Annotated in this window: 11 protein-coding genes and 1 pseudogene; 7 read left to right on the top strand and 5 right to left on the bottom strand. The window is 34.2% G+C overall.

The features are described from left to right. The first annotated feature begins 35 nt into the window (after positions 1–35). Entirely contained in the window at positions 36–305 is a 270-nt protein-coding gene (locus RRV45_RS10300; protein WP_315668725.1) for a hypothetical protein, read from the top strand. A 32-nt stretch (positions 306–337) separates the two neighbouring features. On the opposite strand, the gene RRV45_RS10305 is transcribed toward RRV45_RS10300, so the two are convergent. From RRV45_RS10305 to RRV45_RS10315, 3 genes are read right to left on the bottom strand one after another with little or no spacing between them, the layout of a single operon-like run. Further along, on the bottom strand, positions 338–1,468 hold the full coding sequence (locus RRV45_RS10305) for a Ger(x)C family spore germination protein (protein ID WP_315668727.1): 1,131 nt from the start codon (positions 1,466–1,468) through the stop codon (positions 338–340). Positions 1,469–1,472: 4 nt separating this feature from the next. After that, on the bottom strand, positions 1,473–2,567 hold the full coding sequence (locus RRV45_RS10310) for a GerAB/ArcD/ProY family transporter (RefSeq protein ID WP_315668728.1): 1,095 nt from the start codon (positions 2,565–2,567) through the stop codon (positions 1,473–1,475). 8 nt (positions 2,568–2,575) lie between these two features. Next, entirely contained in the window at positions 2,576–4,057 is a 1,482-nt protein-coding gene (locus RRV45_RS10315; protein WP_315668729.1) for a spore germination protein, read from the bottom strand. A gap of 724 nt (positions 4,058–4,781) precedes the next feature. Between RRV45_RS10315 and RRV45_RS10320 the strand changes: the two genes are divergently transcribed. The 5 genes and pseudogenes from RRV45_RS10320 (at position 4,782) to RRV45_RS10340 (ending at position 10,507) form a co-directional block, all read left to right on the top strand. After that, on the top strand, positions 4,782–5,204 hold the full coding sequence (locus RRV45_RS10320; protein ID WP_315668730.1) for a hypothetical protein: 423 nt from the start codon (positions 4,782–4,784) through the stop codon (positions 5,202–5,204). Positions 5,205–5,310: 106 nt separating this feature from the next. Then, positions 5,311–5,478 carry a hypothetical protein gene (locus RRV45_RS10325; protein ID WP_315668731.1) on the top strand — a complete coding sequence of 56 codons (168 nt, stop codon included), beginning with the start codon at positions 5,311–5,313 and terminating at the stop codon, positions 5,476–5,478. Positions 5,479–5,749: 271 nt separating this feature from the next. Beyond that, positions 5,750–8,842, top strand: coding sequence for an EAL domain-containing protein (locus RRV45_RS10330; RefSeq protein ID WP_315668732.1), 3,093 nt, complete (start codon positions 5,750–5,752; stop codon positions 8,840–8,842). 679 nt (positions 8,843–9,521) lie between these two features. Beyond that, a pseudogene (locus RRV45_RS10335) lies at positions 9,522–9,968 on the top strand (HAD family hydrolase); the annotation flags it as partial. A 101-nt stretch (positions 9,969–10,069) separates the two neighbouring features. After that, the gene (locus tag RRV45_RS10340; RefSeq protein ID WP_315668733.1) at positions 10,070–10,507 is read left to right on the top strand and encodes a hypothetical protein; all 438 of its coding nucleotides are present in this window, start codon (positions 10,070–10,072) and stop codon (positions 10,505–10,507) included. Positions 10,508–10,678: 171 nt separating this feature from the next. Here the strand turns inward: RRV45_RS10340 and RRV45_RS10345 are convergent, their stop codons facing one another. Together RRV45_RS10345 and RRV45_RS10350 are read right to left on the bottom strand one after the other, a co-directional pair. Next, entirely contained in the window at positions 10,679–12,319 is a 1,641-nt protein-coding gene (locus RRV45_RS10345; RefSeq protein ID WP_315668734.1) for a hypothetical protein, read from the bottom strand. Between the two features lie 2 nt (positions 12,320–12,321). Next, the gene (locus RRV45_RS10350; protein ID WP_315668735.1) at positions 12,322–13,101 is read right to left on the bottom strand and encodes an ABC transporter ATP-binding protein; all 780 of its coding nucleotides are present in this window, start codon (positions 13,099–13,101) and stop codon (positions 12,322–12,324) included. A gap of 391 nt (positions 13,102–13,492) precedes the next feature. Here RRV45_RS10350 and RRV45_RS10355 point away from each other — a divergent pair, with 391 nt between their 5' ends. Next, positions 13,493–14,770, top strand: coding sequence for an IS110 family RNA-guided transposase (locus tag RRV45_RS10355; RefSeq protein WP_315667004.1), 1,278 nt, complete (start codon positions 13,493–13,495; stop codon positions 14,768–14,770). Positions 14,771–14,970 lie beyond the last annotated feature (200 nt).

The following is a 14,970-nucleotide window of genomic DNA, read 5'->3' on the forward strand; positions in this document are numbered from 1 at the left end:
TGTGAAGTCTATCAAAACAATGAGGAGGCTAAATCTTGGCCAAAAACAAAGAGCAGGGTGATTTTATTAAGTGGTTGGATGAAGAGGACCCATTCGGCTTAAATGAAGAAATAGAATTTATTATTTTTAGATGTATTGATTGCGGAAAAGAAGATGAAGTTCCAGATTATGTTGTAGAAGAATTTCATTTAGACTTGGAAGAAAATGAAGAAGTGGAAGTTGTCTATCCTTTTTGTAATGGTTCAATGCAAAGAGCGAGGAATAAATGTCCCAAGAGAATAATACTCACTTGGGACGTGGTTTAAGTCGCGTTAGCGATTATGTTCCTAAAAACATGTTAATCAACTGATCCAGTTCGCTTAATTTCCACCTTTATATTTGGTTTTATCTTTAGTGCTGAATATTTTTGTCTTAAATCTCCCTCAGTTAAATGGGAATATTTTCTAACACTTCTTATTTTTCTTCCGATGCCAATGGGATCCGTATTTAAATTTTTTAATTCCTCAAGAATATATCCAAATTCTTTGTTTAGGGCTTCACCAATTAGTTGCTCCATTTTGTTTAGTGAATCTTTATTTTTCACAGAAGTAGATGGTTGAAATTCTAATGTTGAAACGGAAATCGTTGCATTTAAATGAACCAATTCTTCGTTCTTTATTTCAATGTTTCCTTTGTACTTTATTGGATGAAGTGTAATCTTATAAATATCACTTTTAGGAAGGTTGAGTTCGGCAATACCCCTTTTCTCTAATTCTTCAGCAGCAATCTCTACAGTTATATCACCTAAAAATGCCTTGTTATTTGTGAATAATTTTATGTAAAGGGTGTTTATCAACGAAATAGATCCAACAATTTTATCTTCTTTGAATAATGCCACACCATCTATAGAAGGTGCTACCCCATTTGCATTTTTTATCATGGGTAGGGTAGGATCGATACCAATTTCATATAATGTGGTTATAAAATCATGTAAGTTGGAGTTGACTAACATTTCTTTCTTTTCTTGTTTATCCAATAGTTGATAGATATAGGATCCCATTTCGGGATATTCTTCATAGTTTGTATTGTTGATCGTCTCCTCAGCACTATCAGTAATGGCCAAAAAGATTAAAGAACTGATACTGCTATCTCGTTGCATTGTATCCAGAAAAGAAGAAATTCCTACTGTTTCTGCCATATTTTTATTAAACAGTATGGTCCTTAATTGACCAGACGTAATGTCATGGCTTGTCTGTTCCTCTAGTTTTTGTCTGATTTGTTTACTAGTCGTTCCGTCAGCAGAAAGGGTTACACTCGTCTTTTCTTCTTTTCGGTCAAATTGTAACAAACTGATAGTGCCTTTGTATGTATTGTCATCAAGTAAGTCATAACCAATAATCGTTGAAATCCCTTGCATTTCTATTATTTTTTCAGGGGCCATACATGCAGAACAAAGAAGAGAACACAGCAGAATAACAATTTTTTTCATTCTTTCAACTCCGTCTGGTACGAGTATTGATTTTTGATTTTATAATGGTTATTCCATACAAGAAAATCGGATAGATAAACCACAGGAAAAATCCAGTTTTGCCAATTTGATCAAAAAAATAATTATTATCTACTCTTGTAGTAATTAAAAAACTGCAGATAAAAAGGATAATGGAGATGAGCCATATTCCATATTTCTGTTTTATATGAAAAATCTGTTTAATACCCTTGGAAGAAATATATAGAGTGATACATAGGTTTGGAAAAATAACTAAAATCCATAATGGAACCGCAACAAATTCAAAGCGCTCAATAAATGGAAAATGGACCGTGCTAATCATGCTGACAACAGGCCATACATTCTTCTCTAATTCATTCGCGCTAAAAAATAAAATAGAAACAACAGTTGTTATTAAAACAAGAATGGTCGTAAACCAGACTGCTATTTGACTAAACAGCTGTAGTTTATTTTTCTCCTTTATAAATGGAAAAATAAAAAGTAACGTCTCGAAACCTAACATTGTATAACTGCTCTTGAAAACTCCTTTCATAATTTCTGAAGGAGTTGTCGTCATAATAGGTAAAATCCTAGTTAGGTTTATGGTTTGAAGTGGTTGGTACACAACAAATAGCAACCATATAGTCAATAAAAAGGATAAGAAGCAAACACCGGTCACTACTCTAAATCCGCCGGATACAGCATAAATGGTTATTATTAATAAAGCCAATACCCCGACCCATTCATAGACACCTTCATATCCCCATGTTAGTGACAACTCGACAAAACTAATGGTGATCGAATAATGGACGGCAATAAAGTAAATGACAATAAGGAAGTTAAAAATACTACCAATCAAGCGTCCGAATATATGTTCATGAATTTCATAAAGAGTACCACCTTCATTTTTTTTTAGGATAGAAATCATTAACCATGTAATCAAGCTAACGAATAAACCAGATAGTAAAATGGATATCCAAGCATCTTTTTTTGATTCTAGATACATAATTCTTGGAACTCCAAGAATTCCCATGCCAATTTGCGAAGTGTGTATGATATAAAACGCCATAAAGGCGTTAACAAAACTTATATTTGATTTCATTTTGCACCTCAAGATTCATCTAAATCTGTTATATTTTTTAATCGATCCATTAGGCGAATGGAGTCTTTTGGTCGATTTACTAACGGTCGCCTCATATAAAAATGGTGGGGGAGACGTATTAAAAAATATTGCAAATCTTTCATTCTTAGCGGATATAGAGGTGCAAGATAGGGTTTATTTAAAGAAGTTAATTTTAACAAGTGAACCATTAGAATACATATACCGACAATGATTCCATTTAACCCCCAAACACCTGCTAAAATAATGATTGGAAATCTAGCAATTCTGACAGCAGTGCCCATTTCATAAATAGGAGCCGAAAATGCCCCTAATGCACTAAATGCAACAATGATAATTAAAATATTGCTAGTTAACCCTGCCTCAACCGTTGCTTGGCCAATGACAATACCTCCTACAATTCCCATTGTTTGTCCTACTTTTGAAGGAAGGCGGGCCCCAGCTTCTCTAAGTAACTCAATTAACAATTCTAGTAAGAGTGCTTCTAATAAGGGTGGAAAAGGAACTTGTGAACGTGATTGTCCAATGATAAATAACAATTTAGATGGTATGAGTTCAAAATGATACGTCATGGCAGCAACATAAATGGCTGTTAAAAAAAGAGAACCTACCATAGCAAATAATCGGATGAAACGAATAAATGTACTTAAAGACCATCTCAAATAGATATCTTCTGTTGATTCGAAAAATGAGAAAAAATTAGCAGGACCTATAATCGCTACTGGGCTACCATCTATAAAAACACCAATTCGCCCGTTTAAAATCGAGTAGATGAATCGATCGGGCAGCTCTGTTAATATAAATTGTGGAAATAAAGAGTAATGATTATCTTCTAGGCATTGAGCCAAAACGGAACTGTCAATTATATTTTCTGTTTTTAATTGTTTAATCCTGTCCTTAAGTGTCTGAAGAGTGTCATGGTTCGCGATATCTTTTATATATACAATTCTTACTTGCTTTTCAACGCGTTCCCCAATCTTTATTTCATCCGTGCACAAATTATAATCTTTTAGATTTTGTCTGATTATCTTAACGTTAGAAGTTAATGATTCAGTGAACGAAATTTTAGGTCCATATACTAACGATTCTGTTTCTGCTTTCTCAATAGAGCGTTCAATGGGATTTGCGCAGTTCGCAATGAATGCCTTTTTCTCATCTAAAAAATAAATATAAGCAAATCCATTTAATAGGGAAGAGATTACCTCTTGTTCGTTTAAATTTACCTTTATTTCTTCTATAGGTATGTTTTTCATTAAATAGGTGTAATGTAAGTTTCCTACAGAAAGTTCTTCAATGTATTTAATGACAAATTCATTTAGAATCTCTGGCTTAATTAAATTCTTCATAAAAATAATATGAATCCCCTCTTGACCAACTTCAAGCTTTCGACAGATCAAATCGGGTGATTCATTAAGAATGGATTTAATTTTTTCATAACCTGGGAAGTTGCCATTATTATGACGCTCTGTCATTCGTAACCTATCCTTTAACCTTTTTTAATAGTGTCTGTAAAAACAATAAATTTATACAGAATATGGACAGAGGGACATGATAAAGTGTGCACTATATCAATGTTTAGATTGGTTACTATATATAAAGCCCTGTTAGCATTCGTTTAGATCGTTAAATATCAGGTTTGAAAAAAAATAGAGCCCCCTCGGTAAGATTATGAGTATAGACACCACTCTAACTCAAATACTTAAGGAGGAAGCCCTATATGAAATTTAGGTCGAGACTTCGACGCTTCCTCTACATAGCAACTATGAGCCTTGTGATGAACAACCCTGAGTTTAAATCTATCCATTCCCATAATGTGAATGAAAAGATAGTAGAGAAAATGAAACAAATCATGAAACGATAGGTAAATTAGCAAGGATTTTTGTAGAAATAGCACGACGAAACGAGTCTTATTATCCACATAAAGTACAAGCTATAATCCCTTTAGCAGCCTCCAGGGCTACATAATATGGTAAAATACGGATTATTAGCTAACTCCTTTATTTAACTATGCCTTCACGAAGCCAAAATGACCCGAACTCGTTTCTATTATCCGTAATTCCTTTTTCAAGGGATATGAAGTCCTGTGAATAAGTGAGCATTCAAGAGATATTCGTATCAAAGAGGGGATTGAATAAGATATAATAAAACAGTGAGGGAAAAAATGAAAGTTCACCCTATAACAAGGAGATTATGAAAATGAGTATGGCAACCTTTATTGGTTTAAATTTTCCCGTAAAACTTAATGAATATTATACAGAGGATGAAGTTGGATTTGATTATGTTTTCTCTGATGAAGAAAATCGAAATGTAGTTAAGCAGAAGCATTTTACTACGCTATATATTTATGAAGTTTCTGAAAAAGGTCATCCTATTTGGCAAATGAATGAATATCAAAAGATTCATTCTCCACATAATTTCGAGAAATCCAAAAAGACTTTTCTCTATTTATGTCACCTACTAAAAGAGTTGCTTCCGAAAGGTGATTATTGTGAAATCTATATTTGTTGGTTAGGTGAAGAAGAGGAAGAGCGTGAGGATGATTTGAAGATTAATTTAAATAATCCGAAAATTGAAACAATAGATATTTATGAAAAATGCTTTATCAGAATAGAAAATTAAAGGGTATAACTGAAAACACAAAACTATTCGATCTCTATAAAAAAAATCTAAGTATTTTTGTTGTTTAATTAGGTAATCCTTGTTTTTAAAAACTAAGGAGTCGATTATGAACGTAGGGGAGCAAATATTATCCGATTTAGTGGCAGTTTTAATGGAGTTGTATCCTAATATAGAAGTGGAAAAAACAAAGAACAAAATATCTACTGTTCTATCAGAATACTATATTAAAAAGGTTAAATTAGAAGAGGTTCATCCATATCTGAGGATAAAATAGGGTTGTTCATATCCGCAAAAGTAATTGAAAGATTAAGTTCTATTACTATAAACAACTATCTAATAGAATTAAGTATGTTTGCTGAGATCGTAAAAAAGAAGGCTCAGGTTGGTTTGCTACGGATTCCGTCTTTTATTTATGGGAAAAAAGGAAGTAACTAAGGATGGAATCCTAATGATTTCATCATTTGGTAAATTTGCCCAAATTCTATTTGTGACTATGTTATGTTGGGTATAAATAATCAATACTCTAATTGAAAGGAGATAAGATTTTGAGTAAGACAAGCAATACTGAGGTCATTTTGGAAAGAATTTCTGATGCATTTTATTCGTTAAATAAAGATTTAAAATTTGAATACATAAATAATGTAACCGAAAGACTCTTACAAATTAAACGTGAAAAAGTGATAGGAAAATATATATATATAGTATTACCACACAATGATATACAGAAATTTGTAAACCGATACAAAAGGGCTTTATTAAAACAAATTACGGTAGAATTTAAAGAGTATTTTAACAATAGATGGTATGAGATAAGGGCTTTTCCTTCTGCTGAAGGTTTGTCCGTATTTTTTAGAGATATTACGCAACAAAAGCAAGAGTATCAAAAAATGAATTATCTAGCTAATTATGATATTTTAACAGATTTACCCAACCGATATTTTTTTAATAATTACTTAAATGATAAGTTACAAGCTCTTGAGAAGTCTATTGCAGTTGTGTTTATATCTATGAACAAAATAAAAAAAGTAAATAATACGTTTGGTCATGAAGCAGGTGACCAATTAATAAAACAAACTGCAGAACGTCTAAAGAAAATTGTAGACCCATTAGGGTTTATTGCTCGTTATTCTGGAGATGAGTTTCTTGTGGCTTTAGAATACTATGATCAAAAGGAGATATCTTCTATTATTGATCAAGTAATAGAATCAGTTTCAAGTCCATTTTTAATTAATGGCTTTGAACTAAAAACTTCACTAAGTATTGGCATAAGTCAGTCTCCAAAGGATGGACATAGCGTAGAATTACTAATGAAATATGCAGCATTCGCAATGAATAGAGCTAAAAAAGTAAGAGGAAATAATTTTAAATTCTATTCCAGTAATCATGGTGAAGGAAGTATTGACCCATTAAAGCTGGAGATGGATCTTTATAAAGCTATAGACCAAGATCAATTATTCCTCCACTATCAACCTAAAATAAATTTAAATACAGGAAAAATAGTGGGGGTAGAAGCTTTAATTCGTTGGGAACATCCAGAGTGGGGATTGGTTCCACCTGGGACATTTATTCCAATAGCTGAAGAAACTGGATTAATAGTACCTATCGGTGAATGGGCTTTGAATGTTGCTTGTAAACAAAACAAAATATGGCAAGAACGAGGATTTAAAACAGTTGTTTCTGTCAATTTGTTAGAGATTCAATTTAATCAACCTAATCTAATGGATACAATTGAAACTGTTCTTCAAAAGACAGGACTTGAACCACATTTTTTAGAAATTGGAATTACTGAAAGCATGATGGCTGATATTGAGAGTACAATACTAATGTTACAGCATCTAAAAAAGATTGGTGTTCGTATAAGTATTGATGATTTTGGAACTGGGTTTAGTTCTTTAATCTATTTAAAATATTTCCCTGTAGACATCTTAAAGATTAACCAATCATTTGTTAGAAAACTTCATAACAATCCTAACTATGAAACAATCGTTAAAACTATCATTTCAATGGCTCATAATTTAAATTTGAAAGTAGTTGCAGAAGGAATTGAAACAAAGGAGCAACTTGTTTTTCTGCAGCACCATTTATGCGACGAAGGGCAAGGATTTTTCTTAAGTAAGCCGTTACTAGCCAATGATTTAGAACAAAAACTTTCTAGGATTGAACAAATTGTTCAAGACAAAGGGATCCCTGGGGATCTAATCGAAAAGATGTGGATGAAAGAATTATTTGAAAAAGCTAAAAGAGAGTTACAAGATACTGTTCGATTACAACAAGGTATGATTTTCAAGTTTAAAAAAATTAATGATCGATTTATTCATACACTCTGCGATGGGGAATTACTGTACCGATTTGGAATAATTCCTTCTCAAGTTATTGGTAAAAGTTTAGAGGAATTTCTGCCTCATGAAAATGCTATCGAAAAAACTTCCGTCTACAATAGGTCATGGGAAGGAGAAGAATTTGTTACTTATGAGGACGAATTAAATGGGATTTGTTATTTAGCCACTTTACGCCCAATAAAAAAGGGAGGAGAAATAGTTGAAGTTATTGGGTCTTGTATTGATATAACTGCACGAAAAAAAGCAGAGAAAGCTTTAAAGGAGAGTGAGTTTAAATATCGCCTTATTGCTGAAAATATGACTGACATTATAATGTTATTGGACATCAATGGAAAGATATTATATTCATCACCATCCTTAGCAAATGTAATCGGTTACCCGTTGAGATCATTTGTAGGTGAGTGTTCATTTGATTTAATACATCCCGAAGACAAACAAAGCATAATAATGGGGTTTCAACAAGTCATGGAAACTATAACACCAACTAGGATGGAAGCAAATTTTTTGACAGTCAGTGGAAATTCCGTATTATTTGAAGGCGTTGGCACTCCGGTACTTGGGAAAAATGGAGAGCCAGAACACTTTATTTTGGTTGGAAGAGACATTACCGAAAAAAGGATAATAGAAGAACAGCTTTCAAAAGCTGAAAAACTATCTATTGTTGGTCAACTTGCAGCAGGAGTAGCACATGAAGTTAGAAACCCTCTGACGTCAATAAAAGGGTTTATCCAACTTCTTGAGCAAGGAAGCAACAACAAAGAATATTTTGAAATCATGTTTAAAGAATTTGATCAAATTGAGGAAATTCTAAAAGAATTTTTAACTCTTGCAAAACCACAGGAGATTCAATTGAAAAAGGTTAATATTCAAACTATTTTTAATGATGTTACAATATTACTTATGTCCGAAGCAGATTTGAGAAACGTAGAGATTTCTCAAGAATTTCAACCAAATATTCCACAAATTTTGTGCGATATGAACCAAATAAAACAAGTTTTCATTAATATTATAAAAAATAGTATTGAAGCAATTCCTAATGGAGGATTTGTGAAAATTGAGGGTTATGTAGAAGATGGAAATCTTCTAATGAAAATTATTGATAATGGAATTGGTATAAGTAAAGAACGTATTAAACGATTAGGTGAACCGTACTACAGCAATAAAGAAAAAGGTACAGGTCTGGGTTTAATGTTATGTTATAAAATTGTTCGGCAACATAATGGGAGCATAATAGTAAAAAGTAAAGAAAACGATGGTACTATGGTTGAAGTTAGATTACCAATAAAATTATCACAATAGAAAGGTGCCTAATCGATTTAACAATATCCAGGCAATTTTGGAGATGGGATAGTCGAAATTAATAATGCATATGCAAAAGGTAAACATAGGTAAGGAGTGTTAGGTAATAGCCTATTACAAACCAATCAATTGCAGGGTAAGTATCGGAACATAACTAAAGCTGAAAACTCCAGATACCTTCATTTGTTAGAAGGAATTAAAAAATGAAGTATGTAGGATGAATCGCTATGGTTTCATCCTTTTTATTGTGTTGTAAAAAGGAATTGTGAAATATTGTACTTAAGCTACCATGAAAATTATTTTTTGTGATATCCGTAAAATGGCAATACTAAATAGACGCAGTTCATTCATTTTTTTTAAAAGGGGAGAGCGCCAAATTCATGGATTTATGGTTTAAAATCGTGACTGGATTAAGAAGCTTTAGGTTCTTCTATCGTAACTGTGTATCCTAAACTTTCGAGTCTTCTCAGTGAATGCCGAACGATAGATTGTTGTCTCTGCCTATCAAAGTAGTCTTCACCTAAGTCTACATACATTTCTTTTCGAGTTAATAGATAATAGGAGATACGTAACATTGAGTGAGCTACTACAATACCTGCACGTTTTTTGCTTTTTCCAGATGCTGTACGCCTATACAGTGCTCCAAGATAGTTTTTGGATCCTCTTACTGAATGAGCTGCCTAGATTGCCACGCCATTACATTCTAGATTTTTGGAATAATAATTTTCCTCAATGTTTTTCTACAAACCAAAATACTATAAATATCGTAAATACTATAAAGATGCAAGCTAAAGTTGCAATTATAACAAACGGCTCAACTCAGAGACAGAAAGCTAAAATAATTAACACTAAATTAAATAGTTGTTTTGATATACTAATTATTTCTGAAGAAGTGGGATTTAGTAAACCTGACAAACGCATATTTGAATTAGCATTAAATAAGCTTAATGTGCAACCGGAAGCTGCATTATTCGTTGGAGATGACATAGAAAAGGATATTGCTGGTTGTCAAAATGCAAATATAAAGGGATTATGGTTCAATCCTCATATGATCAAGAATGATACCGAAATAAAACCATATGCCGAGATCAATTCTTTCGATAGAATATTAAGTTATCTAACATAATAAACATTATCAGCAGCTTGTTGATCATGTAGATAAAGGAATAAAAAATGAGTGAGAAATGGTTAGAATGGGTAAAATGGTGTATTGGGGAATCAGTATATATGAAAAAAACTACACTGTTCTTTGTTATAATAATACTTTTAACTAATTCTACTGTTCAGGCTTTAAGTTGGGCATTCCCCTTTGTAGTTTGGAATGGAAAGGTATACGAAGTCACCGATGAAGAGTTAATGGGTCGTCTAATTGGCAAGCGTATAGGTAAGGTCAAAACAAAGCCTAACGACATGACTGGGAACTACTATGGAAATGCATCAAATTATTATCCGAAAGGAACGGAATATTTCGAAATAAGCGGTATATCCACAGATACTGCTATTGCTGTCAAAAAAGAAGAGGGGAAGTGGATGAAAGCTGTCTATGTTAATAAAGCTCCTTTTCATTGGATGAATTTATTTTCAAATCCTTTCCCATTTCTCATTTTAATAGTAATAATATTATTTATTGGATTGCGAAAAAAGAAGACGAAAAGGTATCAATAAAAAAGTTTTTCCCATTCACCTAAAAAGAGCGCTATCCAGATTTTTCATCAATAAAAAGCGGATGCAAATGGCTTTTCGCTACACTAGAGCTGAAATAAGAAAACGGGGCTGTTCATTTTTGAGACAGCCCCGTTCTTCGGGTTGTGGCATATTTGGCTGGTTCCAATTAAATCATCCAATTATCTTTTCCCAAGTAATATTGAAAGCTAGTTTCCATAGAGCAGCCAAACAAATGATGACAATCACCAAATATAGATAGATTCCGTATGAGAACAAAGTGCTGATAAAATGGAGACTAGCAAACAATGCAACCATCAGCATTAAACCGAATACAATGGCACCATTGCTGCTTTGATTGCTTTGATCAAAAGACTCTGAGAAAGGAATGGACTTTTTTAGAATCATAAAACAAATGACGGCAAAAGTGCACGCATTTAAAAATACAACTACAAGATCTGGAAGAACTCTTACTCCGAATAATGCAATAAATACTGCACTTAAAAGCAAGTAAACTGGTAAATATAATTTAAAGATAAACGCCTTTATCGTACCACTAAATATCGGTTTTGGTTGTTGTATAGGAGTAACCCTGTAAATCCACGCACCCTTATATTTTCCTGAAAACTTAAGCAAGATCATGATGGTCGGGATGATGATTAAGCTAAAGTAAATGGCTAAATATGATTTGCTAGTGGACAGATTATCAAGATCGGTAAAGCCGTTCATAATAAAAATAAAAGGAATCACAATGGAAAATCCCAAAGATGGATAGACCTTCAATTTAAATTCTCGTTCATTTTTCATCATGGAACTGGCAAATCGGAAAAAGGCTTTTTCTTCATTTGAGTGACATATGACTCGAAGGAATAATTGACCAATCTTACTACGTTTATTTACCTTTGATTTCCCATGAAAAGTGAGCTTTTGAAGATTTTGCTCAAAAGCATCATTAAATTTCATAAAAATCCAAATGGATAGGAGGGGAATTAGGACTCCTAATACTGAAACTATAAGGTAAAATGGCTGAAAGGCCCCTTTCACCACCATTTCCATATTTGCCCCATACCACATGGGAAAGATAAATATTTGCCACCATTGCGGTTCAAGCGAAATGGTTAAGTTAATAAACTGAAAAGAGCGAACAAGCAATTGGTACCCAACCATAATCATAATGGACAACCCAATTTGGACATAATTAATAATATCTTTTAACTTTTCTCCATCAAAAAATCGTAAAATAGATAAATAGATAAGGGCGGTTAACCCAACGATTAACAGGTCAATCAAGATGATATTTAAGACTGAAACTAGGAAAAATAAGAATCCATTTTTGATAAGCCCCACAATCAAAGGGATACTGACAAGTGCTATAGTAAGGAAAGACAAATAAATGACAACATGCACCATTTTCGCCGTGCTAATTGTTTTTCGATCAACTGGCTTTGGAAACAGGATGTTTCGATCACGGATGTCTAGTAAAACAGAAGAAAAATCGGCAATCATGGAGGTCATGACAAAAAAGGTAAAAATCCCAAAGAAGAGACTCATTTGAAAAAGATAATTTTCACCCATAAGTACAAATGGAATCATAAACAGACCGAATAATACGTAAATCCATAAAGATTTAATATACTGATTGTTCGTTTCCTTGTCTTTTTTTTTCGCATTTTGTGAGAAAATGGTTGGCACACGCCGGCCATCCATCGTTAACTTAACTTGTAAAATCTTTCTCATTATCTTGTAATCTACGCCAAAGCTGCTAAAAACTTTCTCAAAACGATCCAATAGTTTCAGCGTCCGATAGTCTTGCATTCTTACATCTCCCTTATAACCGATACAAATCTTGCACCAAGTTCTTTATGTTCATTAAAACCGGTAAGTTGATTAAAAATTTGTTCTAGTGACCCCCTCGTATTTTGCTGTTTTAACTCTTCAAATGTACCATCTGCAGCAATTTTACCGTCATGCAGAAGAATGATGCGGCTGCTTATTTTTTCGACCACATCCATAATATGAGAAGAGTAGAAAATTGTTTTTCCTTGTTCGGCAAGCTGTGTCATGATTTCTTTAAAAATCATCACGCTGTTTGCATCCAAACCATTGATCGGTTCATCAAAGAATAAAAGTTCTGGATTATGTAATAAGCTCGAAATAATTAAAAGCTTTTGACGCATTCCTTTTGAGTAAGATGCAATTCGAGAATGATAGACTTCACCTACCCCGAACAGTTCCATTAGGCTTTTTGCCTTATAATCAGCGAGGTCAAGGTCCAGACCATACATTTCGCCAATAAAGGTTAAATATTCTTGGGCAGTTAAATTGTCGTATACTTCGGCAATTTCCGGTACATAACCAATTTTTCTTTTATACTCGATATTTCCATCTGAAATATCATGACCGAAGATTTTGATCTCGCCTAAATAATTGTCTTCAATGCCAAGTATGAGTTTCACAGTGGTACTTTTCCCGGCTCCATTCGGTCCAATATACCCAATGATTTCTCCTTTTTTCACTTGAAGAGAAACACCATTTAAGACTGACTTTGGACCATAATTCTTTTTCAAATCAGTAATTTCTAATATAACTTCTTCCATTATCTTAATCCCCATTTCGTGAATGTATATCCAGTTTTTTCTATTTATAGTGTAACATTAACTCCTTGCTTTCTAAAGGTAGAATAGTAAAATTTCAATGAATCATTTTCTGTATATAATAAATTTGATATACATGTTGATAGTAGTTTTTGGAGAAGATGCACTTAAACAATAGGTCAGGTTAGTAAAAGTTTAAGATTAAACCGACAAAATGGTGCACAAAATGTCGGACTGACGGATGCAATCCCTGTTATTCTATTGATGAAAGGAGCATTCCTGTTAGAAGTATTTTCGGGGACTTGAAAAAAAAAGAGCCCTCTTGGTATGATACGGGGTGTCAAATCGTGTGGCGAATTGACCCCTAACTTAGTTAACCAAGGAGGACTCCAAAATGGATTTTAAACAAAATCAGAAAATAAATCAAGTCACCGAAAAAACACTAGTTGTGGGAATCGACATTGCCAAGCGGACACACTTCGCTTGTTTTGTAGATGACCGTGGACGAGTGCTCCAAAAATCATTCTCTGTTTCTCAATCTGGAGATGGATTCGAGCTTTTCTATCAACGTATTCTCGCTGCAATGAGAGAAAACGGAAAAACAGAAGTCATTATCGGGATTGAACCGACTGGCCATTATTGGCTCAATATCGCCTATTTCCTTGAGGAACGGGGCATCCCCCTAGTCATGGTTAATCCTATGCATGTTAGACGGTCGAAAGAGTTGGATGATAATTTGCCAACGAAGCATGACCGCAAAGATGCACTTGTGATTGCTCGTCTTTTAAAAGACGGACGGTTCAGCTATCCCCGTATCTTGAAAGGTATGGAAGCTGAACTTCGCGTCGGGTCAACGTTAAGAAGCAAATTGACAGAAGAACTAGGGTCTGTAAAAAACATGATCATTCGCTGGTTAGATCGCTATTTTCCTGAATTCACTCAGGTTTTCCCATCATTCGGAAAAATGGCTATGGCCGTACTTGAATGTACTCCATTTCCAAGTGATCTTCACCAGAAACAGCCTGAAGAAATTTTAGCGCTTTATCGGAAGGTCGATGGGTTAAAATCCCCTCAAAGACCGAAAGCAACGAGAATCATTGAAGTCGCCGAGAGGTCTATTGGTGTAACTGAAGGACATAAGATGGCCCGTATTGAAATAGCCACACTTGTCCGCCGTTACCATCAGCTCGAAAAAGATATCGAAAGCATTTCTCAACACTTAGTTAATCTTGTAAAAACGACTGTAGAATATGAATGGTTATCAACGGTTCCAGGGCTTGGAGATACAACAATTGTCGATTTATTAGCTGAAATCGGAAGCTTTTCTCACTACGAAGATCCACGCCAACTAATCAAACTCGCGGGATTAACGTTACGTGAAAACTCCTCTGGCTTGCACAAAGGACAAAAGCGCATCTCCAAACGAGGCAGAAGAAAACTACGTGCCCTCCTGTTCCGAGTGATGATGCCGATGATTCTCCACAACGAAGCCTTTAAAAAGTTACACGAGTATTATACAAACCGTAAGGTTAATCCCTTACGCAAGAAGCAATCCATCGTAGTTCTATGCGGTAAGCTATTAAAAGTACTACATGGGATAAGCACTAAGCACAAAGCGTTTGACGAACAGCGAATGATGAGGGATATTCCTAGTCTCGTAGAGGCTGCGTAAAGCTCTACGTCCCCTTATACCTAGACAAAAGGATGACACGGAGAAGCTGGCAATATTTTCACCATTCGACCGAGAGTCCCTAAAGGAGCTTCGCTAGCCTCTGCCTTATGACTAGACCGAACGAAGGAATGTAGGCACACTGATGCCCAGAGACATGGGAGGGTACGTCATCATAAGCTACGCAGAGATCCATTGTGCAT

Origin of the sequence: Bacillus sp. DTU_2020_1000418_1_SI_GHA_SEK_038, assembly GCF_032341175.1 — a bacterium.
Lineage (GTDB): Bacteria > Bacillota > Bacilli > Bacillales > Cytobacillaceae > Cytobacillus.

Excerpts from the sequence above, each read along its gene's own strand:
- RRV45_RS10355 (WP_315667004.1), top strand. The coding sequence starts at position 13,493 with ATGGATTTTAAACAAAATCAGAAAATAAATCAAGTCACCGAAAAAACA.
- RRV45_RS10310 (WP_315668728.1), bottom strand. The coding sequence starts at position 2,567 with ATGAAATCAAATATAAGTTTTGTTAACGCCTTTATGGCGTTTTATATC.
- RRV45_RS10350 (WP_315668735.1), bottom strand. The coding sequence starts at position 13,101 with ATGGAAGAAGTTATATTAGAAATTACTGATTTGAAAAAGAATTATGGT.
- RRV45_RS10305 (WP_315668727.1), bottom strand. The coding sequence starts at position 1,468 with ATGAAAAAAATTGTTATTCTGCTGTGTTCTCTTCTTTGTTCTGCATGT.
- RRV45_RS10315 (WP_315668729.1), bottom strand. The coding sequence starts at position 4,057 with ATGACAGAGCGTCATAATAATGGCAACTTCCCAGGTTATGAAAAAATT.
- RRV45_RS10325 (WP_315668731.1), top strand. The coding sequence starts at position 5,311 with ATGAACGTAGGGGAGCAAATATTATCCGATTTAGTGGCAGTTTTAATG.
- RRV45_RS10340 (WP_315668733.1), top strand. The coding sequence starts at position 10,070 with ATGAAAAAAACTACACTGTTCTTTGTTATAATAATACTTTTAACTAAT.
- RRV45_RS10345 (WP_315668734.1), bottom strand. The coding sequence starts at position 12,319 with ATGCAAGACTATCGGACGCTGAAACTATTGGATCGTTTTGAGAAAGTT.
- RRV45_RS10320 (WP_315668730.1), top strand. The coding sequence starts at position 4,782 with ATGAGTATGGCAACCTTTATTGGTTTAAATTTTCCCGTAAAACTTAAT.